This window comes from Microbacterium sp. CCNWLW134, from assembly GCF_037083565.1.
Taxonomy (GTDB): Bacteria; Actinomycetota; Actinomycetes; order Actinomycetales; family Microbacteriaceae; genus Microbacterium.
Genome location: NZ_JBAOJU010000001.1, coordinates 611,277 through 632,439, shown reverse-complemented (window position 1 = coordinate 632,439; position 21,163 = coordinate 611,277). Strand labels below are relative to the sequence as shown.

General features: G+C 71.5%; 19 protein-coding genes. 10 read left to right on the top strand and 9 right to left on the bottom strand.

Annotated elements, in window-relative coordinates; translation table 11 throughout:
• Together V6S02_RS02930 and V6S02_RS02925 are read right to left on the bottom strand one after the other, a co-directional pair.
• Window positions 1-585 carry a PH domain-containing protein gene (locus tag V6S02_RS02930; RefSeq protein ID WP_336399813.1) on the bottom strand — a complete coding sequence of 195 codons (585 nt, stop codon included), beginning with the start codon at window positions 583-585 and terminating at the stop codon, window positions 1-3.
• Window positions 586-660: 75 nt separating this feature from the next.
• Window positions 661-1,458 carry a biotin--[acetyl-CoA-carboxylase] ligase gene (locus tag V6S02_RS02925; protein ID WP_336399812.1) on the bottom strand — a complete coding sequence of 266 codons (798 nt, stop codon included), beginning with the start codon at window positions 1,456-1,458 and terminating at the stop codon, window positions 661-663.
• 271 nt (window positions 1,459-1,729) lie between these two features.
• On the opposite strand from V6S02_RS02925, the gene V6S02_RS02920 reads away from it, so the two are divergent.
• Both V6S02_RS02920 and V6S02_RS02915 read left to right on the top strand, forming a co-directional pair.
• A complete protein-coding gene (locus V6S02_RS02920) occupies window positions 1,730-3,328 on the top strand; it encodes an acyl-CoA carboxylase subunit beta (RefSeq protein ID WP_336399811.1) in 1,599 nt (532 codons plus the stop codon).
• A gap of 50 nt (window positions 3,329-3,378) precedes the next feature.
• Window positions 3,379-3,588 carry an acyl-CoA carboxylase subunit epsilon gene (locus tag V6S02_RS02915; protein ID WP_124294395.1) on the top strand — a complete coding sequence of 70 codons (210 nt, stop codon included), beginning with the start codon at window positions 3,379-3,381 and terminating at the stop codon, window positions 3,586-3,588.
• 262 nt (window positions 3,589-3,850) lie between these two features.
• On the opposite strand, the gene V6S02_RS02910 is transcribed toward V6S02_RS02915, so the two are convergent.
• From V6S02_RS02910 to V6S02_RS02895, 4 genes are read right to left on the bottom strand one after another with little or no spacing between them, the layout of a single operon-like run.
• Window positions 3,851-4,903, bottom strand: coding sequence for a hypothetical protein (locus V6S02_RS02910; RefSeq protein ID WP_336399809.1), 1,053 nt, complete (start codon window positions 4,901-4,903; stop codon window positions 3,851-3,853).
• Complete coding sequence (locus V6S02_RS02905) at window positions 4,900-6,153, bottom strand: sensor histidine kinase (RefSeq protein ID WP_336399808.1); 1,254 nt, start codon at window positions 6,151-6,153, stop codon at window positions 4,900-4,902. Before V6S02_RS02905 ends, V6S02_RS02910 begins: the two co-directional genes overlap by 4 nt.
• Entirely contained in the window at window positions 6,137-6,817 is a 681-nt protein-coding gene (locus V6S02_RS02900) for a response regulator transcription factor (RefSeq protein ID WP_124292706.1), read from the bottom strand. The genes V6S02_RS02905 and V6S02_RS02900 overlap by 17 nt, the downstream gene beginning before the upstream one ends.
• Window positions 6,818-6,826: 9 nt before the next feature.
• Entirely contained in the window at window positions 6,827-8,134 is a 1,308-nt protein-coding gene (locus tag V6S02_RS02895; RefSeq protein WP_336399807.1) for a class I SAM-dependent RNA methyltransferase, read from the bottom strand.
• Window positions 8,135-8,185: 51 nt separating this feature from the next.
• On the opposite strand from V6S02_RS02895, the gene V6S02_RS02890 reads away from it, so the two are divergent.
• Window positions 8,186-8,836 carry a Maf family protein gene (locus tag V6S02_RS02890; protein WP_336399806.1) on the top strand — a complete coding sequence of 217 codons (651 nt, stop codon included), beginning with the start codon at window positions 8,186-8,188 and terminating at the stop codon, window positions 8,834-8,836.
• A gap of 93 nt (window positions 8,837-8,929) precedes the next feature.
• Window positions 8,930-10,699, top strand: a complete 1,770-nt coding sequence (locus tag V6S02_RS02885; protein ID WP_336399805.1) for an ATP-binding protein — start codon at window positions 8,930-8,932, stop codon at window positions 10,697-10,699.
• Window positions 10,700-10,958: 259 nt separating this feature from the next.
• Here the strand turns inward: V6S02_RS02885 and V6S02_RS02880 are convergent, their stop codons facing one another.
• Window positions 10,959-12,080: an alpha/beta hydrolase gene (locus tag V6S02_RS02880; RefSeq protein ID WP_336399804.1), complete on the bottom strand. Its 1,122-nt coding sequence runs from the start codon at window positions 12,078-12,080 to the stop codon at window positions 10,959-10,961.
• A gap of 79 nt (window positions 12,081-12,159) precedes the next feature.
• Window positions 12,160-13,614: an NAD(P)H-quinone dehydrogenase gene (locus tag V6S02_RS02875; protein WP_336399803.1), complete on the bottom strand. Its 1,455-nt coding sequence runs from the start codon at window positions 13,612-13,614 to the stop codon at window positions 12,160-12,162.
• Between the two features lie 81 nt (window positions 13,615-13,695).
• Between V6S02_RS02875 and V6S02_RS02870 the strand changes: the two genes are divergently transcribed.
• From V6S02_RS02870 to V6S02_RS02855, 4 genes are read left to right on the top strand one after another with little or no spacing between them, the layout of a single operon-like run.
• Window positions 13,696-14,529, top strand: coding sequence for a purine-nucleoside phosphorylase (locus V6S02_RS02870; protein WP_336399802.1), 834 nt, complete (start codon window positions 13,696-13,698; stop codon window positions 14,527-14,529).
• 8 nt (window positions 14,530-14,537) lie between these two features.
• Complete coding sequence (locus V6S02_RS02865) at window positions 14,538-16,247, top strand: phospho-sugar mutase (RefSeq protein ID WP_442927915.1); 1,710 nt, start codon at window positions 14,538-14,540, stop codon at window positions 16,245-16,247.
• Window positions 16,244-17,644, top strand: coding sequence for an MFS transporter (locus V6S02_RS02860; protein WP_336399800.1), 1,401 nt, complete (start codon window positions 16,244-16,246; stop codon window positions 17,642-17,644). Before V6S02_RS02865 ends, V6S02_RS02860 begins: the two co-directional genes overlap by 4 nt.
• A 10-nt stretch (window positions 17,645-17,654) precedes the next feature.
• Entirely contained in the window at window positions 17,655-18,239 is a 585-nt protein-coding gene (locus V6S02_RS02855) for a GNAT family N-acetyltransferase (RefSeq protein WP_336399799.1), read from the top strand.
• A 133-nt stretch (window positions 18,240-18,372) separates the two neighbouring features.
• Here V6S02_RS02855 and V6S02_RS02850 read toward each other — a convergent pair whose 3' ends face one another.
• Window positions 18,373-20,304, bottom strand: a complete 1,932-nt coding sequence (locus V6S02_RS02850) for a BglG family transcription antiterminator (RefSeq protein WP_336399798.1) — start codon at window positions 20,302-20,304, stop codon at window positions 18,373-18,375.
• A gap of 169 nt (window positions 20,305-20,473) precedes the next feature.
• Here V6S02_RS02850 and V6S02_RS02845 point away from each other — a divergent pair, with 169 nt between their 5' ends.
• Both V6S02_RS02845 and V6S02_RS02840 read left to right on the top strand, forming a co-directional pair.
• The gene (locus V6S02_RS02845) at window positions 20,474-20,830 is read left to right on the top strand and encodes a PTS sugar transporter subunit IIB (RefSeq protein WP_336399797.1); all 357 of its coding nucleotides are present in this window, start codon (window positions 20,474-20,476) and stop codon (window positions 20,828-20,830) included.
• Between the two features lie 46 nt (window positions 20,831-20,876).
• Window positions 20,877-21,152, top strand: coding sequence for an HPr family phosphocarrier protein (locus V6S02_RS02840; RefSeq protein ID WP_124292697.1), 276 nt, complete (start codon window positions 20,877-20,879; stop codon window positions 21,150-21,152).
• The last annotated feature ends 11 nt before the right edge of the window (window positions 21,153-21,163 follow it).

Genomic DNA, 21,163 nt, shown 5'->3' with positions numbered 1-21,163 from the left:
TCAGCCGAGCTGCGGCAGAGGCGGCGGCGGTCCCGGCGGGTACGGCCCCGACACCGAGGCCTGCGCATCACGATGCGCGAGGATCTGGTTGACCTCGACCTGGTCGACGAGCACCTCGTGCACGAGGACGACGCCGGGGATGTTCTTCATCCGGAGCGGCTCGTCGGCACCGTTGGAGAGGGTGAGGGTTCCCGCTCCCCACATCCGCTGCAGAATGCCTCGACGCACCTGGATCGTGTAGCCCCGCACGTGCGACAGATCGCGGCGACGGGTTGCGAAGATGCCGGAACGCTCGATGACCCTTCGCGTCGTGATCGTGTAGACGCGACTCCACCAGGCCACGAACGGCAGGAGCACGAGGAGGAACACGACGACGGCGGCTGCGGTCAGCAGCATCCAGTTCTCGAACGGCGCCGGAAGATTCCCCCAGAAGAAACCGGCCGCGCCGGCGACCGCGATGAGGATGAGCGCCGACCAGAAGAGCCTCCGGGCATGCGAGCGCACCCGCGCGATCCGCAGCTCGGGCGTCGGCACTCCCGGTGCGGGAGTGGCAGGACGCCCGGCGAAGCTGGTCGGGTGCGTCATGCACCCATTGTCGGGGCAGGGCCCGACATTCGGGCGCACCACACCCGGCGAGCGCCGCTCCCGCCCGGAATCGGATCAGCGCACGTGCACGACGTCTCCGGCCGAGACCGCGGTCTCGAGCCCCGTGGCGTCCTCCACGACCAGCCGCCCGTCGGCGTCGAGCCGGGCGGCGCGGCCGGTGAGGCGGGTGCCGTCGGGCAGGTGCACGGCGACGTCGGCGCCGAGGGTCGAGCACAGGGCGCTCACCTCTCCGGAGACCCCGGATGCCGCGGCATCCCCTCCTCCGGCGACCAGCGCACTGAGCTGCTCATCGAGCGCCGAGAGGAAGTCGGCGACGAGGCGGTCGTCGTCGCAGGTGAGGCCGAGTGCGGCGAAGGAGATGGCGGTGTCGACCGGGAGGTCTGCCCGTGTCATCCGTGTGTTCACCCCGGCACCGACGACGACGGCGTCGGGGGCGCCCGGAACGACCTCGGCGAGGATGCCGCAGACCTTGCCGCCGTCGATGAGCACGTCGTTCGGCCACTTGAGCGTGGCCGAGTGGGGCGTGCCGCGCAGCTGAGCGCCGACGGCGCGGGCCATCGCGGCGCCGGCGACGAGCGGGATCCACCCGCGTGCTCCGACGGGGAGGGCGGGCACGCGGACGACGACCGACATGGCCAGCGCGGTGCCGGGCGGAGTGGTCCAGCTGCGGTCGAGGCGGCCGCGACCGGCGCGCTGGTCGGTGGTGAGGAGCACCGAGAGATGCGGCCAGCCGGCCGGGTCGGCGCCGGCGGCGGCGAGGACGTCGGCGTTGGTGGAGTCGGTGGACTCGGTGATCTGGACGCGGGGGCTGACGGCGGCGGCGCGGGGATACCCGTCGGTGGGGATCGGCATGACCTCACCCTATGCGCGGTCGATCCAGCACGCGGGGGGCTTGCGCGCGGCTCGGTCGCCCCTCGACTCCCGCTTCGCGCGCGGACGATCGGCCGGAACGAGGACTCTCCGCCGCACGGTGTACGCGTCTAGGCCGCGCGGGCACGCGCGCGGGGAGAGGGACGGACGGATGCCGCGGGCGCGCCGCGGGCCGCAGGCGTGCGCCGAGCACAGCGGAATCGCGAACCGCTTGTGCGAACCCTCCAAGGGCTCGCGAGCCCCCGCCGATAGGGTGGAACCCGTGACCGATCAGCCCGACCTCTACACGACCGCAGGCAAGATCGCAGACCTTCGGGCGCGCTATCAGGAGGCCGTTCTCGACGCCGAGGCGACGGCGCAGCAGAAGCAGCACGCCAAGCACAAGCTCACCGCCCGCGAACGGATCGAGCTGCTGGTCGACACCGGCTCGTTCGTCGAGTTCGACGAGTACGTCCGCCACCGCACGACCGCGTTCGGCATGGACAAATCCCGCCCCTACGGCGACTCGGTCGTCACGGGGACCGGCACGATCCACGGCCGGACGGTCGCGGTCTACGCGCAGGACTTCTCCACCTTCGGCGGTTCGCTCGGCGAGGTCGCCGGCGACAAGATCATCAAGATCATGGAGTTCGCCCTCCGCGGCGGCATCCCGATCATCGGAATCCTCGACTCCGGCGGGGCCCGCATCCAGGAGGGCGTGGTGGCCCTGGGCAAGTACGGCGAGATCTTCCGCCTGAACACCGCCGCCTCCGGCGTCATCCCCCAGATCTCGATCATCATGGGGCCCGCCGCCGGTGGCGCGGTGTACTCCCCCGCCCTGACCGACTTCGTCATCATGGTCGACAAGACCAGCCAGATGTTCGTCACCGGGCCCGACGTCATCAAGACCGTCACCGGCGAAGACGTCGGGATGGAGGAGCTCGGCGGCGCGCACACCCACAACACCCGCTCCGGCGTGGCGCACTACCTCGCCGAGGACGAGGACGACGCGATCGACTACGCCCGCACGCTCCTGGGGTTCCTCCCCGACAACAACATGTCGGAGCTGCCGGTCTACGAGACGGCGTTCGAGTTCGAGACGACCGACGCCGATCGAAGCCTCAACACCGTCATCCCCGACTCCGCGAACCAGCCCTACGACATCCACGGCGTCATCGGCCACCTGGTCGACGACGGCGACTTCCTCGAGGTACAGCCCCTCTTCGCCCCCAACATCGTGATCGGCTTCGGCCGGGTCGAGGGGCGCACGGTCGGCGTGATCGCCAATCAGCCCTCGCAGATGGCGGGGACCCTGAATATCGACGCGGGCGAGAAGGCGAGCCGGTTCGTGCGCTTCTGCGATGCGTTCTCCGTGCCGATCCTCACCCTGGTCGACGTGCCCGGGTATCTCCCCGGCACCGATCAGGAGTGGACCGGCGTCATCCGCCGCGGCGCGAAGCTGCTGTACGCCTACGCCGAGGCCACGGTTCCGCTGGTCACCGTCATCCTCCGCAAGGCCTACGGCGGCGCCTACATCGTGATGGGCTCCAAACAGCTCGGCGCCGACGTGAACCTCGCCTGGCCGACCGCCGAGATCGCGGTGATGGGTGGTCAGGGCGCGGTGAACATCCTCTACCGCGGCGAGATCAAGCGCGCTGAGGAAGCGGGTGAGGATGTCGCGGCGGTGCGCACCCGCCTCGCGAACGAATACACCTACAACGTCGCGTCTCCCTTCCTCGCCGCCGAGCGCGGTGAACTCGACGGGATCATCGAGCCTGCCCAGACGCGGGTCGCGGTCGCCAAGGCGCTGCGGTCCCTCCGCGGCAAGCGGGCGAGCCTGCCCCCGAAGAAGCACGGGAACATCCCGCTGTGAGCACGGCGAGCGATCCGCGCGGCGGCGGAGCGGGCGAATCCGGCGAGACCCTGCCGCCCGTCGCGATCGACGTGCGTCGCGGTGCGCCCACCGAGGAGGAGCTCGCCGCCCTCATCGCCGTGGTCAGCGAGGAGTACGCCGCCGAATCGGCCGAGGCCGTCGCCGATGACCGCCCCGCCCGGAGCGCCTGGTCGCTCTCGCAGCGGGGGCTGCGCCAGCCCCTTCGCCGCGACGTCGGATGGGGTCGGTACGCGGGCTGAAAAAATCCGTCGAAATCGACGATTTGTCCCCCAAACTACCTACAGACAGACCGTTTCCGACCTTGCATACTGGAGGAGCTGGAACGCTCTGCGTTCGGCCCGACCGCCCGTCGTCTCTTCGACGGTCCAAGCGGTTTGGCTGTGCGAACGGTTTTCGGGTAACCGTTCGCTCAGGCGAGGGGCGGGCGGCTTCGCCGCCCCTCGCCTCCTCCCCCTCCTGGGGGTGAGGCAGACGGAAGATCCCGCGTGGCGACCGGAGAGGTCACCGACCGGGGTGGTCGATCTCACGCCAGAGGTCGACGGAATCCTCGTCGGACAGGCCGTTCTCGGTGCCCGAGCGCCCCACCACGGTGACGGCCACGCGCGTGTGCGGCGACGTGCGGATGTAGAGCCGGTCGGACGTGGCCGAGCGCAGCGTCTCGGCGAGTTCTGCGCGGATGACCGCGAGCGACCGTTCGTCGATGCCGTCGAGGCCGCCCTCGTCGAGCATCGTCACCGAAGCGCCCCGCCGCCGCAGGCGTTCGACCTCGGTGCGGACGTCGTCGTCCAGCAGGCGCGGCCCCCGCATGTCGTCGCGGAGCCGGCCTTCGGCGAGGCGCGCCTGCAGGCGCTCCTCGGGCGTGAGCCGGCCGCCCGTCGACACAGTGCGGGTCAGGAGCGGACCGGCGATCGCAAGGGCGCGCTGCACCTGGATCCGCCGCTCGCGCTGGCGGGTGAGCTGTGAGGCCTGCCAGGCCGACGACACCCGCTGCAGTTCGGCGAGCTGCGCGGTGTCCCGGGCCGCACGATCAAGCCCGCGAATGAGCAACTGAGCGACGACGACCCACACCACCGACCCGACCAGCCCGAGTGCGAGGGCATTCAGTCCGCCCATCCACCATGCCGACAGTGCGGCGAGGATGGCGGTGCCGATCCAGGCGAACAGGGGTCGCCGTCGCGCCATCACGATCGTCATCAGCGCGCCGATGCCCCCGAGATACCAGGTGGCGAACGGCTCGGTGCGGATATCGGCGGCGACCCCCATCGAGATGGCCGCGGGCACGACGACGGCGTTCGCGATGGCGAGGAGGGAGATCCACACCGGCAGGCGTGTGGGTCCACGCACGCCCGCGGTCACGGACGAGTCGACGGGGTCGTCGGTGGTGAGCCGGGGCTCCCAGAAGATGCAGAGCCAGGTCGTGGGCAGGTACAGCAAAAGCGCGGCGATCACCAGCGAAGGGTTCTGGACGTCCTCCGTCCACCACAGCCCGCGCGCGGCGAGGTAGGCGGTGAAGGCGAAGGCGAGGCCGAGAAGGATGCCGCGGACACTGATCATGCGGTCACCGGCCGCCATTCCAGAGTCACCGTGGTCCCCTGCGGCGTCGGTTCGACGGCGGCGATACCGCCGACGGCGGCGACGCGGGCGACGATGGACGCACGGATCCCCAGCCGATCGTCGGGGATCGCGTGCAGGTCGAAACCGTGGCCGGTGTCGGAGACGACGACGGCGATCCGGTCGGCCCGCCCCGACACGTGGACGGCGAGCCCCTCACCGTGCGCGTGCTCGACCGCGTTGGCGACGGCCTGGGTCGCGGCGAGGGTGAGCGCGCGCGCGACGCGGCCCGGCAGCGGCGGCGTGTCGAGCCCGATGTCGCGACTCCGCACGGGGTCGGCCCCCAGGTTCGCAGCGGCGCGCTCGACGGCGTCGGCGAGTGCCTGGGCGTCGGTGGGCTCGTCGCTTCCTTCCTCCACACCCTGCTCGGTGTTGGCGAAGCGGGTCAGCGCCTCACGGGCCATCGCCACGGCGAGGGTGCGCTCACGCTCGGTGTCGGCACGCTCGCTGGCGATGAGCGCGGCCAGCACGCTGTCGTGCATGAGGGCGGCAACCGCGACCCGCTCCTCCTCCGCGGCGTTGGCCGCGGCGGCACGGGCGTAGCTGGCGACGGCCTTGGTGCGGGCATCATCGACGTCGGCCGCGATCCGCCGGAACACCCGGCCGAGGGTGATGAGCATCATTCCCAGGATGAGGGCGAACGAGACGTCCAGCACCAGAGGGATCCACAGCTGCGGCGCCGCATCGGTCTGGAGGATCCGCACCGAGCCGAAGAACATCGGCACCATCAGCGTCCACGCCACCTGCCACATGAAGGGCACGACGACCACCGAGGCGACCGTGGCGACGTTCACCAGGTACCAGATCCAGGGCTGCGTGGTGGGGTCCGACGGTTGACCGGCGGTCGCTGCCGGCCAGAGGGCAAGCGCGATGACGTAGCAGACGCAGAACAGTGCGGCGAAGACCCGCACGGCGCGCCCGACCGCGCAGGCGATGAGCATGGCCGCCAGCGGTCCGAAGGTGAGGACCATCAGGGGCACGTGCCATCCGGGAGCCTCGTCGCTCGGCCCGAGGGCGGTGACGAAGGCCTGAGCGCCGAGGATGAGGCATCCGATCGCGATCGCGATGGTGAGGATGCGCTCGACCCGGCGCCGGGTGAACGAGCCGAGGGATGCCGCGCTCTCCGGTCCCTGCGGAATGCGCCCGACGGCCTCAGGTGGCGCCGCGCGCTGAGCCTCAGCGCCGACGCTCATGGCCGACCGATCCGTCCGCGGCCGGTGGGGTCAGGATGCCGTCCTCGATCGCGCGGCGCATGAGGTCGAGCTTGGTGGGCGCCGGCCGCCCGACCTCGACGTACTTCACCCGAACGCGCGTGATGTTCTCCTTGGCCGTGGAGTAGGCCACTCCCAGCCGTTCCGCGACCGCGCGCAGCGGCAGGCCCGCCGCATACAGGCGCAGAACATCGCGCTCGCGCGCGGACAGCTGCGCGTCGGCGAACGCGCGGTCGCCTTCGATGGCACTCGCCCACTCGACGTTGTTGAGCGGCTCGCCCCGGGACACCGTGGCGATCGCGGCGGTGACGTCGTCGATGCGGGAGGACTTGCTGACGATCCCCGCTGCTCCCGCCAGCAGCGCTTCGCGCACGGCTTCGGGCCGGTCGGCGACGCTGTGGATGATGACGCTCGAGCCGTCGCGGACGAGCCGGCGGACGTTCTCGGAGACGGTCGTCCCATCGCCGAGCGTGAGGTCGAGCACGACGACATCGGCGGGTGACGAGGCGCTGAAGGCTCGCCAATCGAGATAGGCGGCGACCGAACTGCCCGAGAACACCACGGTCTGAGCGCCGACGCGGGCGCAGGCCGCCTCCAGCCCGAGGCGCACCGACTCGTGATCGTCGATGAGGGCCACGCGGGTCATGTCAGCACTCTATCCACGCGGCCCCTCGCCGGTGAGCACCGCCACCGCTTCAACGTGGTGGGAGTGGGGGAAGAGGTCGATCGCCTCGATGAGGGCGGTGTCGTAGCCGTGGTCGCGGAAGGTGCGGAGGTCGCGCGCGAGCGCGACCGGGTCGCAGGCGACGTAGACCACGGCGGCGGGCGTCAGCGCGGCGACGGCGTCGACGACCTCGCGCCCGGCGCCGGCCCGCGGCGGGTCGAGGAGGATCGTGCCGCGGGCGAGCGCCGCGGCGTCGGCGCGCGTGAGCCCCTGGGCGAAGCGGGGAAGCCAACGGTCGACGCGCCCGGTCTCGGCACTCATGGCCGGCCACGCGGTGAGGTTCTGTGCGGCGTGACCGGTGGCGCGGGGGTCGGACTCGACGCTGATCGCCCGGGTGCGCGGGCCGCCGAGGTCCCCGAGAGCCGCCGCGAAGAGACCGACACCCCCGTAGAGGTCGAGGTGCAGGGCGTCGGGATCGAAGGCGCCCGACCGGCGCACTGCGCCCGTGACGACATCGGTGAGGGTCTCGGCGGCCAGGCGATGCACCTGCCAGAAGCCGCCGGCATCGACGCGGAACGCGCGCTCGCCCACGTGCTCGATGATCACCTCGTGGGCGGTCGGATCGACGGGGTTCGCCGGGCTGCGGCGCGTGCGCTCCGGACGAGGGATGACGCGCACGCGCCCGTCGGCGGGCTGAACGAGGTCCACCCGCCCCGGGCGCAGACGTCCGAGCGACGACGTCGCCTCTTCGATCTCGGCTGTCGCCAGCGGCAGCTCGGTGACCTCCACCACGCGGTGACTGCGCACCGCGTAGGGCCCGACGGCGCCGCGGGCGTCGACGTGGAGGCTGACGCGGGTGCGCCAGCGCGTGGCATCCGGGGTCTCCGTTCCCCCACCCGCGGTGCCTGCCGGCGCCATCGTGACCTCTCGCTCGGCGCCGCCGATGCGGCGGAGCGCGTCGTCGATCACCCGCTTCTTCAGCGCACGCTGCGCACCCAGGGCGATGTGCCCGAAGTCGGCGCCGCCGGGGCGGTTCGCCGGGGGCGTGGTCAGGTCGGCCTGCGGCCAGATGTGGGGGCGTCGATCGGGTGAGACCTCGGTGACCTCGACGACCTCGGCGCGCCAGAACGCCTTCTTCGAGGTGTCGACGAGCCGCGCACGGACCACTTCGCCGGGCAGGGTATCGGGCACGAAGACGACCCGACCCCGCTCCCCGTCTCCGGCACCGTGACGGGCGACGAAGACGCCGCCGTGGGCGACGTCGTCGATGCGGAGATCGAGCAGGTCACCGACATCCATCCCTCAACCCTAATGACCGACCGGGGCCGCTCCCTCGCTAGCGTGGGAGTCATGCGTGTGCTCCTCGCCTCGACGTCGCCCGCCCGTCTCATGCTGCTGCGCAGCGCCGGCATCGAACCCGAGACCCTCGCCCCCGACGTCGACGAGGAAGAGGTCATCGCGGCCGTCGAGGCGGGTGAAGGGCGCACCCTCAGTCCTCAGGAGCACGTCCTGCTGCTCGCGCGGCGGAAGGCGGCGGATGTCGCGGCGCGCGTGGTCGCGGAGGATCCGGCCTTCGACGGTGTCGTGATCGGCGGCGACTCGATGTTCGAGCTCGGCGGCGAGATCCTCGGGAAGCCGTATGAACCCGACGTGGCGGTCGCGCGGTGGCGCGAGATGCGCGGCCGCACCGGCGTGCTGCACTCGGGCCACAGCGTGTTCCGCATCTCCCCCGGTGCGCCCGCGCACGAGGAGCACGCCGTGGCCGAGGCGTCGGTGAGCTTCTGCGCCGACGTCACCGACGACGAGATCGACGCGTACGTGGCCACCGGCGAGCCGCTGCAGGTCGCGGGCGCCTTCACCGTCGACAGCCTGGGCGGACCCTTCATCGAGCGGGTCGAGGGCGATCCGTCGACGGTGGTCGGGATGTCGCTGTCGACCCTTCGACGCCTGATCACGCGTCACGGGGTCGCCTGGACCTCGCTCTGGGGGACTTCCGACTGAGGCGGCGAGTTGTGGTTGGACGCCCACGTTTCTTCCCGGTTCTTGTACGAACCAGTCAAATGACCGAGCATCCGCGTGGGTAGGCTGGCCTCCATGCCTCGAATCGCCAAGGTGCTCATCGCGAATCGCGGCGAGATCGCCGTCCGCGTCATCCGTGCCGCCCGCGACGCCGGGAAGGCGTCCGTCGCCGTCTACGCCGACCAGGATCGCGACGCCCTCCACGCCCGTCTCGCCGACGAGGCGTACGCCCTCGAGGGCTCCACGAGCGCCGAGACGTACCTCTCGATCGAGAAGATCCTCTCGATCGCCCGCCGCTCGGGCGCCGACGCGGTGCACCCCGGCTACGGCTTCCTCGCCGAGAACGCCGACTTCGCCCGGGCCGTCATCGCCGCGGGCCTGGTGTGGATCGGTCCCTCGCCCGAGGCGATCGAGGCGCTAGGCGACAAGGTCACCGCGCGCGCCGTCGCCGAGAAGGTCGGCGCTCCCCTGGCTCCCGGCACGCCGGGGCCGGTCGCGGGCGCGGACGAAGTCGTGGCCTTCGCCGAGTCGGTGGGGCTCCCCATCGCGATCAAGGCCGCCTACGGCGGCGGCGGGCGGGGCCTGAAGGTCGCGCGCACCCTCGACGAGGTGCCCGAGATGTTCGAGTCGGCGACCCGCGAGGCGATCGCGGCCTTCGGCCGGGGCGAGTGCTTCGTGGAGAAGTACCTCGACAAGCCCCGACACGTCGAGACCCAGTGCCTCGCCGACAGCGCGGGCAACGTCGTGGTCGTCTCCACGCGCGACTGCTCGCTCCAGCGCCGCCACCAGAAGCTCGTCGAAGAGGCCCCCGCACCGTTCCTCACCGAGGAGCAGAACCGCATCCTCTACGACGCCTCGAAGGCCATCCTCCGTGAGGTGGGCTACCTCGGCGCGGGAACGTGCGAGTTCCTGATCGGCGCCGACGGCACCATCTCCTTCCTCGAGGTGAACACCCGCCTCCAGGTGGAGCACCCCGTCTCCGAGGAGGTGACCGGGCTCGACCTCGTGCGCGAGCAGTTCCGCCTCGCCGAGGGCGAAGAGCTCGGCTACGACGACCCGGCGCCGGTGGGCCACTCGATCGAGTTCCGCATCAACGGCGAAGACCCCGGTCGCGGCTTCCTCCCTCAGCCCGGCCCGATCCACGTCTTCAAGACGTTCGGCGGCCCGGGCCTGCGTCTGGACTCCGGCGTGACCGCCGGCGACAGCGTGTCGGGGGCGTTCGACTCGCTGCTGGCCAAGATCATCGTGACCGGCCGCGACCGCGCGGAGGCGCTCGAGCGCGCGCGAAGGGCTCTGGACGAGTTCGAGGTGGCGGGACTCCCCACCGTTCTGCCGTTCCATCGCAAGGTCGTCCGTGACCCCGCTTTCACCGCCGAGGACGGCGTGTTCGGCGTGTACACCAGGTGGATCGAGACGGAGTTCGACAATGACATCCCGCCGTGGGACGGCGAGCTCGACGCTCCCGCCGCCGGCGAAGGCCGCCACACCGTCGTCGTCGAGGTCGCCGGCAAGCGCCTCGAGGTCAGCCTCCCCGACCGGGTCGCCACCACCGCCTCGCACACGGCCGGTCGTCCGGCAGCCGTGCCGCCGTCGCGGCGCTCCCACACCGCCTCCGCCGTCGCGGGCGCATCGGGCGACGCGGTGAAGGCGCCGATGCAGGCGACGATCGTCAAGGTCGCGGTGGCGGAGGGGCAGCAGGTCGTCAAGGGCGACCTGGTCGTGGTGCTCGAGGCCATGAAGATGGAGCAGCCCATCCAGGCGCACAAGGACGGCACCGTCGGCGCCATCAACGCCGATCCCGGCACGACTGTCGCGGCGGGTCACCAGCTCCTGACGATCGCGTAGCGCGCCCGCACGCGGGCGGAGAGCGCGGCAGGCGATCGTGCGGGCGTGACGCGCGGAGCGGTCGCGCGGAGCCCTGCTGGCGCGGGCGCGCGCGGGCGGCGTTGTGCGCCCGCTCCGGAGCATTCCTCCGCCCCGCGCTCATCGCTGCGCACGCGCCCGGTGTCCCCCGACCCGTCAGAATCTGCGGCCTGACGCCGCACCAGGCCGCCGTTCTTGACGGGTCGCGGACAGGAGGCGATCGGAGGCGACGCGCGACCCGCTATCCCGCGCGGAGCTTCGCGAGAAAGGCTGCGGTGCGCTCGAAGGCGATGTCGCCCTCGGGCACCTGGACGTCCGGGAAGAAGTAGAACCCGTGCGGCATCCCCTCGGGGAAGTAGCCGTCGACGGCGACGCCTTCGGCGGCGAGCGCCTGGGCGAACGCCCTGGCCGAATCCACGATCGGGTCGTGGGTCCCGGTGGCGAGGAAGGTGGGCGGGTAACCGGCGAGGTCGCCGTAGATGGGGCTCGCGAGGGGATCGGTCCAGGGCGTCGTCGGCAGGTAGGCCCCCCGGATGAACCCGAAGAACGCGCTGTCGTAGACGATCCCCCGCGGCGCCTGCGCCTGGAACGACGGCCACCGCTCCTGTGCGAAGTCGACGAACGCGCCGTACATCAGCACCGCGTCGGGGGCGGGAAGCCCGCGCGTGCGCGCGAGAAGGGGAAGCGCCGCGGCGAAGTTCGACCCCGCCGAGTCGCCCGCCACCGCCACCCACGCCGGGTCGCCGCCGAGCCGGTGCGCATCGGTGCGCAGCCACGCGTAAAGGTCGGCGACGTCGTCGAGCGGGGTCGGGAACGGGTACTCGGGCGCCAGCCGGTAGTTGGCCGACACGACGATGACCCCGTTCTCCTTGGCCAGGCGACGCGTGATGTAGTCGGTGTCGGCGGCCGAGCCGACGGTGAACCCGCCGCCGTGGACATACAGGATGACGCCGAGCGCGTCATCGGCGGCGACGCCCTGAGGGCGGTAGACCAGGGCGGAGGCGACCCCGTCTCGGACGGGAAGGTACACGGTGTCGACGTCGACGTCGGGCACCGCCTCCGCGCCGGTCGGAGGCACCAGAGCAGGGTCGGGCTTGATCCGGTCCTGCCCGATGTAGCCCGTGCGGACCGGGAGGATCATCATGTCGCGCAGGGCCACGGGCTGGCGGTTGTTGGCGATCACCCGGTAAGAGGGCATGGCCGGGTCGTCCGGATCGATGTAGCTCAGGCCGTCGATCTCGCGGACGACGGTGACATCGACCGCGCCGTCGGGGATCGTCAGCAGCGCGGGATCGATCGGGCGGGATGCTGCGGGGGCGGCGTCGGCGCCGGGCGCCGAGCGCGCCGCGGGATTGATCGGCACGGGGGAATTCTAGAGGTGGGCGGGGGCGTGTCGTCTCGCTGCGCTCGCTCGACGACGGGGTGCCTCGCACGCGGGCGGGTCAGACCTGGGCGGCGTCCATCGGCCGATCGACGATGTGCATGGCGCGCGCGGCATCGGTGATGCTGCCCGACAGCGAGGGATAGACGGCGAACACCCGCGAGACCTGATCGACGGTGAGGCGGCGCTCCACGGCGATCGCGATCGGGTAGATCAGCTCCGACGCCCGCGGGGCGACGATGACCCCGCCGATGACGGTGCCGCTGCCGCGACGGGCGATGAGCTTGACGAACCCGTCGCGCACACCCATCATCTTCGCCCGCGGATTGGCCGAGAGAGGAAGCTTCAGCACCTGTCCGTCGATGGCGCCGGAGGTGACATCCTTCTCCTGGAAGCCGATGGTGGCGATCTCGGGAGCGGTGAAGATGTTCGAGGTGATGCGGCGCTGCTCGAGCGGGATCACCACGTCTCCGAGGGCGTGGAAGACGGCGGTGCGGCCCTGCATCGAGGCGACCGAAGCCAGCGGCACGAAGGTGGTGCAGTCGCCCGCCGCGTAGATGTTCGGCACGCTCGTGCGTGCGACCCGGTTGACCTGGATGTGACCGGAGTCGGTCATCTGCACCCCGGCCTCCTCCAGGCCGATGCCGGCGGTGTTCGGGATGGCGCCGACCGCCATGAGGCAGTGGCTCCCCTCGACGACGCGTCCGTCGCCCAGGGTCACCTGGACGCCGTCGCCGGTGTTGACGACGCTCTCGGCGCGGCACCGCGACAGCACCGTCATGCCGCCGCGCTTGAACACCTTCTCGAGCACGGTCGCGGCGTCGGCATCCTCGCCCGGGAGCACCTGGTCGCGGCTGGAGATGAGCGTGACCTGGGCTCCGAGGTTCATGTACGCCGAGGCGAACTCGGCCCCGGTGACCCCCGATCCCACGACGATGAGGTGCGAGGGGAGGGCGTTCATCGTGTAGAGCTGCGTCCAGGTGAGGATGCGCTGCCCGTCGGGCTTGGCGCTCGGCAGCTGACGGGGCGAGGCGCCGACCGAGACGACGAGGGTGTCGGCCTCCACCCGATCGAAATCGGTACCGCCGATGTCGGTGGAGACGATGACCTCGTTGCGCCCCTCGAGACGCCCGTGGCCCGAGATGATGCGCACCCCGGCTTCGACCAGCGACGCCCGCATGTCGTCGGACTGCTGGCGCGCGAGCGAGAGCACGCGCTTGTTCACCGCCGCGAGGTTGATCGCGATCTCGGGCTTGAGGGGCTTTCCCGTCTCGCCTCGGGCGAACAGCTGCACGCCCAGGTCGCTCGCCTCCGAGATCGCCACGGCGGCGTCGGCCGTGGCGATGAGCGTCTTGGAGGGGACGACATCGGTGATGACGGCCGACCCGCCGACGCCGGCACGCTCGACGAGGGTGACCTCGGCGCCCAGCTGAGCGGCTGCCAGGGCCGCCTCGTACCCGCCGGGACCGCCGCCCAGGATCGCCACGCTCTGGGTCCGCTCGAAGCTCAACGACATGCCTCCATTCAAACAGCCGCGGGGGGTCGCTCGGGGTCGGTGCAGTGGCAGGGCGTCGGATCTGGTCCGTATCGTGATCTCATGCATCATTCCCCTGCCCATCCGCTCGACGACCCGAACGCCGATCCGTTCGCCGTCGCCGCCCAGGCGGCCGACGACATCGCCCGCCTCACGGGCGTGGACCACCACGACATCGCCCTCACCCTCGGAAGCGGGTGGGGGAAGGCCGCCGACCTGATCGGCGAGACCGTCGCGACGGTTCCCGCCACCGAGGTGACCGGTTTCAGCCGCCCGGCGCTCGAGGGTCACGTGGGCACGATCCGCAGCATCCTCACCCCTGCCGGCCGCCGGGTGCTCGTCATCGGCGCGCGCACGCATTTCTACGAGGGCCACGGGGTGCGCCGTGTCGTGCACAGCGTCCGGACCGCCGCCGCGACCGGGGCCCGGATCATGGTCCTCACCAACGGCGCGGGCGGCATCCGCCGCACGTGGCATCCGGGGCAGCCGGTGCTCATCAGCGACCACATCAACCTCACGGCCGCCTCACCGCTCGAAGGCGCGACCTTCATCGACCTCACCGACCTGTACTCGGAGCGCCTGCGCGAGATCGCGCGCTCGGTCGACCCGACGCTCGACGAGGGCGTGTACTGCCAGTTCCGCGGGCCGCACTACGAGACCCCGGCAGAAGTCCGGATGGCCGAGCGCATCGGCGGCGACATCGTCGGCATGTCCACCGCCCTCGAGGCGATCGCGGCCCGACAGGCCGGGATGGAGATCCTCGGGTTCTCGCTCATCACCAACCTCGCGGCGGGCATCCAGACCACGCCTCTCAGCCACGAGGAGGTTCTCGAGGCCGGACGCGACGCCGAGCCGGTGATCTCCTCCCTCCTCGCCCGGGTGGTGGAGAAGCTGTGACCGCACCGGTGGGGTCGCACGCGATCGCGCAGGCGCGCGCCTGGCGCGATCAGGATCCCGATGACGAGACCCGCGCCGAGCTCGATGACCTGATCGCGCGCACGGAGGCCGGAGACGAGGCCGCGGCCACCGAGCTGACCGACCGCTTCGCCGCGCGCCTGGCCTTCGGCACCGCGGGCCTGCGCGGTGAGCTGGGAGCGGGCAGCAATCGGATGAACCGGGTGCTGGTCTCGCAGGCCGCGGCCGGGCTCGGGGCCTATGTGCTGGCGCAGGCCGACGAGATCGGACCGGGAGCCGGAGACGAGGCCCCTCTCGTCGTGATCGGTTACGACGGGCGTCGCAACTCCGACGTCTTCGCCCGCGACTCCGCCGAGATCATGGCGGGCATGGGACTGCGCGTGACCGTCCTCCCCCGTCTTCTCCCGACTCCTGTGCTCGCCTTCGCCGTACGCCACCTCGGCGCCCACGCGGGCGTCATGGTGACGGCGAGCCACAATCCGCCGAACGACAACGGCTACAAGGTGTATCTCGGAGGGGTGCACGGCGGGTCGCAGATCGTCGCGCCCGCCGACGCGCACATCGCCTCCGAGATCCAGCGCGTGGCCGACACCCTGCGGGTCGACGAGCTGCCGCGGTCGGACGCGTGGGAGCTCGCCGACGAGGCCGTCGTCGACGCCTACGTCGCCGCGACCGCGCGGGTCGCACCGGCCGGGCCGGGTGCGGCCGGGCTCCGCTGGGTCTACACCGCGATGCACGGCGTGGGCTGGGAGACACTGTCGAAGATCGTCGCTGCGGCGGGTTACCCCGAGCCGATCCTCGTCGAGCAGCAGACCGCCCCCGACGGGCGCTTCCCCACCGTCGCCTTCCCCAACCCCGAAGAGCCCGGGGCGATGGTTCTGGCCTTCGAGACCGCACGCGCCTCAGGTGCGGAACTCGTCGTGGCGAACGACCCCGACGCCGATCGGCTCGCGGTCGCTGTGCCCGACCCGGCCGCCGAGGGCGGCTGGCGCCGGCTCACCGGCAACCAGGTCGGACTGCTCCTCGGATGGCGTGCCGCCCGTGCGGCCGCGGCTGATGCGGGGCGCGGGCCCGCGGCATCCCTTGCGTGTTCTCTCGTCTCCTCCCCCGGGCTGGAAGCCGTCGCGCACCACTACGGCCTCGACTTCCACGCGACCCTCACAGGTTTCAAGTGGATCTCGCGCGCGCCGGGCATCGTCTACGGCTTCGAGGAGGCCCTCGGCTACCTCGTCAACCCCGAGACGGTGCGCGACAAGGACGGGATCTCCGCCGCCATCGCCCTGCTCGGCATCGTCACCGACGCGCGTGCCGAGGGGCGCACACTGGCCGACGTGCTGCGCGAGTTCGATGAGACCTTCGGGTTCTTCGCCAGCGACCAGATCTCGGTGCGGGTCGATGACCTCTCGGCGATCGACCGGGTGATGGCGGCGCTGCGCGCCGACCCTCCTGTCCGCATCGGCACGGTCGCCGTCGAGCGGTTCGAAGACCTCAGCCAGGGCGTCGGCGACCTGCCGCCCGGCGATGTGCTGAGACTGTGGCTCGCCCAGGGCGCCCGGGTCATCGTGCGCCCGAGCGGGACGGAACCGAAGCTGAAGCTCTATCTGGATGTGCGCGGGTCATCGGCCGCCGACGCCGCCGCGCAGGTCGCCGACATCGCCGCCGGTGCGCGCGCCCTCCTCGCGCAGATCGAGGGGAGATGACCTCCGACGCGGCCCCGGTCGACACCGCAGAGGCCCCGGGCTGGCTGCGGAACGTCGTCTTCTTCCTCAGCGGTCAGACCGCGAGCCTCCTCGGCTCGATGCTCGTGCAGTACGCCGTCTTCTGGTATCTCACGATCACGTACGAGTCGGGGCTGATCATGACCCTGGCGGCCGTCTTCGGGTTCCTGCCGCAGGCGATCGTGTCGATCTTCGGCGGTGTGTGGGCCGACCGGCACAACCGCAAGTTCCTGATCATGGGGGCCGATGCCGCCATCGCGGCCACCACGCTCGGCCTCGCGCTGATCATGCTGACCGGCTACGACGATCTGTGGCTGGTCTTCCTGGCCCTCGCGATCCGTTCGGCCGGAGCGGGCATCCAGATGCCGGCGGTCTCGGCGCTCATCCCGCAGATCACCCCGACGCGCCACCTGATGCGGATCAACGGCCTCAACGGGTCGATCCAGTCGGCGATGGCGCTGCTTGCCCCGGCCGCGGCCGGCGCGATCTACGCCTGGGCGTCCGCCGCGACCGGCGGCACCGCGGCATCCCTCGTCCCGATCTTCTTCATCGACGTCGTCACCGCCGTCATCGGGATCGGCCTGCTGGCGCTCATCCCGGTGCGGGCGGTGCGCCGGGCGGAGGGTGCACCGACGGCGTACTTCGCCGATCTCGTCGACGGTGTGCGATACATCGCCCACCACGCCTTCGTGCGGTGGCTGCTGATCGTGTTCGCGATCATCTTCCTCCTCACCGTCGCCCCCTCGAACCTGACCCCGCTGATGCTGGTGCGCTCGTTCGACGCGGGTGAGCAGCAGAACGTCGTCAACCTCGCGGTGCTAGAGGTCGCCTTCAGTATCGGGATGACGCTGGGCGGCGTCGTGGTCGCGACCTTCTTCGCACGGCGAAGCCGTATCGGTCTCATCGTGGTGTCGTCGCTGGTGTTCGGCGGGCTCTCGGTAGGCCTTGGACTGTCACCGAACGTGTGGGTGTTCTTCGGCTTCATGTTCCTCGTCGGGCTGGCGGTGCCGTTCTTCTCGACGCCGTCGATGACGCTCCTGCAGGAGACGGTCGAACCCGAACGGCAGGGTCGCGTGTTCGGCTTCGTCGGGATCGTCATGGCCGTGGCGATGCCGATCGGGATGGTGTTCTTCGGGCCGCTCGCCGACAGAGTGCCGATCGAGACCCTCCTGGTGGCGGCGGGTGTGCTGACATTCATCGTCATCGGGTTGGCGGTCACCGTGCCGGCCGGGCGCCGGGCGATCGTCGCCGCGCGGGCGGCGTCGCGCGCACCGGATCCCGCGACCGGGGCGGTGGTGGTCCAGGCCGCGATGGGTGAGACATCGGGAGCCGACGACCGCGGCGGTGACCGGGCCGGCGACAGCGGCGAGCGCGCGTAGGCTGACGGGCGTGCTGCTGACCGACCCCGTCATCCTCGAAAACGCTCACGTCCGGCTCGAGCCCCTGGCGGCTGGGCACGCCGCCGACCTGCGCGAGGCTGCCGCGGGTCTCGAGCATGCGTGGTACACCTCCGTGCCGACCCCCGCCGACGTGGATGCCGAGATCGCACGGCGGCGGGCGTGGGGGGAGCGCGGCGAGATGAACCCGTGGGCGGTCGTGCGCGCCGACACCGGCGCGGCCGTCGGCATGACGACCTTCTGCAACATCGACCAGGCGAATCGGCACGTCGAGATCGGTTACACCTGGCTGGGCGTGGCGTCGCAGCGCACGGCGGTGAACACGGCCGCGAAGCTTCTCCTGCTCGGGCACGCCTTCGAGGCGTGCGACGCGATCGCGGTGGAATTCCGCACCCACTTCCACAACCGGCAGTCGCGCGCGGCGATCGAGCGCCTCGGCGCGAAGCTCGACGGGATTCTGCGCAACCATCGCCTGGGCCCCGACGGGGCGCTGCGCGACACCGCGGTGTACTCGCTCCTCCCCCACGAGTGGCCCGCCGCACGGCTGGGCCTCCAGGCGCGGCTTCGCCGCGGCTGACCGCGGGCTCCCAGCGCCGGGTTCGCTCCGCCGGGTGTCCGCAACTCCTGCAGAACGGGGCCGACGCCGCCCGAAGCGCCGTCGAGGCCGGGCACGCGGCGATTCTGCAGGAGTTCAGGACGCGCGAGCGACGCTAGCCGTCGATGACGGCGACGAGCTCGTCGAGGAAGGCGGGGAAGTCGGTACCCCGCCGGACGATGCGCGACACGCTCTCGCGCTCGGAGAAGACCTCGACCAGCTGCTCGAAGACCGTCTGGAAGGCTTCCCGGTCGCCCTCGGAGAACGCCACCAGCGCGACGACCTGCACCCGCGAGTCCCCCCACGGAATCGACCCCTCGGCGACCCCCACCGCGATGGCGGTGCGCGTCGCGGTCATCCCGATCGCATGAGGCACGGCCAGCGCGTCGGTGAATGCCGTCGACGACATCCGCTCCCGCTGGATCGACCGCTCGACGTAGTCGTCGTCGATGACGCCCTGGGCGACGAGCATGCCGCCGAGGCGGCGGATGATCCCCTCCTCGCCGGTGTCGTCGACGTCGAGTCCGCGCACGAAGGCATCGGCGGGGAAGTAGCGCTCGAGCTCGGTGCGCAGCCGTGCGAGGCGCCGCGCGCGGCGCACCCGGCCCGCCGCGGCCTGCACCCGCTCGACGTCGGCGTCGGTGAGGAACGGCTGGATCCGCACGATCCGCTCCCCCGTCACCGGCGCGTCGATCGTCGTGAGCACGAGGTCGGTGCCGAGGTTCTCCCAGTCGGGGTCGACGCGCGTCTCCACGCCGACGACCTCGATCGCCTGGCCGAGCGAGCGGTCCACGCTCGAGCGCAGCAGCTCGTGGAGCTCGTAGTATCCCGGGCACACGATCGTGGCTGTGAGCAGCTGAGCGTTCTGGCGGCTCCGCTCGAGCCGGCCCCCGACGTGCATCGCGATGTAGGCGATCTCGTCGTCGGGCAGGGGGAAGCCGAGCTCGGCGTCGAGCTCACCGGCGATGTACACCGCCAGCTCGAAGATCATCGGATACGTCGACTTCAACGACCGGGTGAGTGGGTTGCGCGACCATGCCTGGTCCTGCGCACGGTGGCGGAGGTTCTGGACGTGAAGCGCCAGACGGGTGATGAAGTCCTCATCGTCGATGTCGACGAGGAACTCCCGCGCCGCGCGGCCGACGGCCGTCCGCACCGCCGCCTCCACCCGAGGGTCGAGCGACGGCCGCGCCCGCGCCTGCACGCCCTCGCCGCCCGGCGCGATCACACGGGTGAGCACGAGCGCGGCGAGATGCTGCACGTCGCCCTCTCCCAGCCGCACGCCGAAGTGCTGCTGCACGAGGCGTTCGATCACGGCCGCGACGTCGGCCCCGGCGGCGCTGCCCGACGCGGGGTCGTGAGAGAGCGGATGCCGGTGGGCGACCCGGTCGGCGGCGATGGCGATATGCATGACGACGTCGGCGATCCCGAGCTCATTGACGTAGTAGCCGAGTCCGCCGAGCTCGGTGACGAGATCGGACTTGAACGCGCCGAACGCGTCGGCGTCGACGGCGGTGCCGGCGAGGCTCCGCCGGAGCGCCCCGAGGTCGAACGCCCCGGCATCCATCTCGTCGTGCGCGAGCCTGCTGAGAAGGCGCCGCCGGGCCATCTCGCCGCCGCGCAGTCGCGCCGTGGACGCCGAACGCTCCAGGGTCAGGTCGGTGCCGCTGAGAAGGCCCCGGACGCGCGCGAGGTCGGCCTCGAGCGTGGCGGGACTGACGTGCAGCTCCATCGCGGTGTCGAACAGGTCGATCCCGGTGTCGGTGTCGAGGAGACCCCGGATGACGGTGTGCAGCCGGTCACGCGGGGTCCCGGCATCCGTCCCCCCGGCGGCCCGCAGAGCGACGGCACCCTCGGGCCCCGCCCGATAGCCCAGCGGACCCGACTCGATCGCGACGCCGGGAGCGACGCGCGCGTTGATGGAGGTGACGTACGAGCGGATGCTGCGGGGGGTGACCCCGAGCGCATCGGCCAGGGTCGAGGCCGTCGCCCAGGTGCCGTCCCGCAGCAGCAGCGTCAGCAGGCGATCCTGCCTGGCTTTGGTCACGGGCACCCCTCCGCCGGGCCGCCGTGCCGCGGTCCGGATCGAGCACCAGTCAACCACGCCGGGGCCCGCGGAGCCCGGGGCAGGCAGGGGTTTCCGCCCGGGCGGAAGAATGCGTGACTTGTCGGCCCTCAGCGAGTTCACAAGAATCGCTCACGAGGAGGGCGGATCGATGCGGATCCTTGTCGTGTGTGGAGCGGGTGCGTCCAGCACCTTCGTGGCGCAGCGTGTGCGCCGCGCCGCACAGGATGCGGGACTGCCCTGGACCGCCATCGCCGGGACCGAGCAGTCGCTCCCGATCGACCTCGATGCCACCGACGTGATCCTCGTCGGTCCGCACCTTGCCGATGCGCTCCCGCACATCGAGGAGGCAGCGGCCCTGCGGATGACGACGGTGGTGCTGCTGCCCGATGACGTCTTCGCCGACCTCGACGGCACCCGCACGCTGGAACTCGTGCGTCGCGCGGTCGCCGTCGCGGCACCGGAGACCACGACGGATGCCGGGGCCGAGAACCCCGCGCACACCTGACTCCCCGCGAGTCAGCCCCCACTGAGAACCGAGGAGAGGAATCACCATGGCCCCCCTGACCCGCACGGTGCGCATCGGATCGTCGCACGGGCTGCACGCCCGCCCCGCAAAGCTCTTCGCGCAGGCGGCGAAGGAAGCCGGCATCCCGATCACGGTGGCCAAGGGCTCGGGTGAGCCGGTGAACGCCGCGAGCATCCTCGGCGTGATCTCGCTGGGCGTCGACCAGGGCGACTACGTCACGCTCACCGCCGACGGCGAGAACGCCGAGAACGTGCTCGACGCTCTCAGCGAGCTGCTGACCACCGACCACGACGCGGCGTGAGCACCGTGACA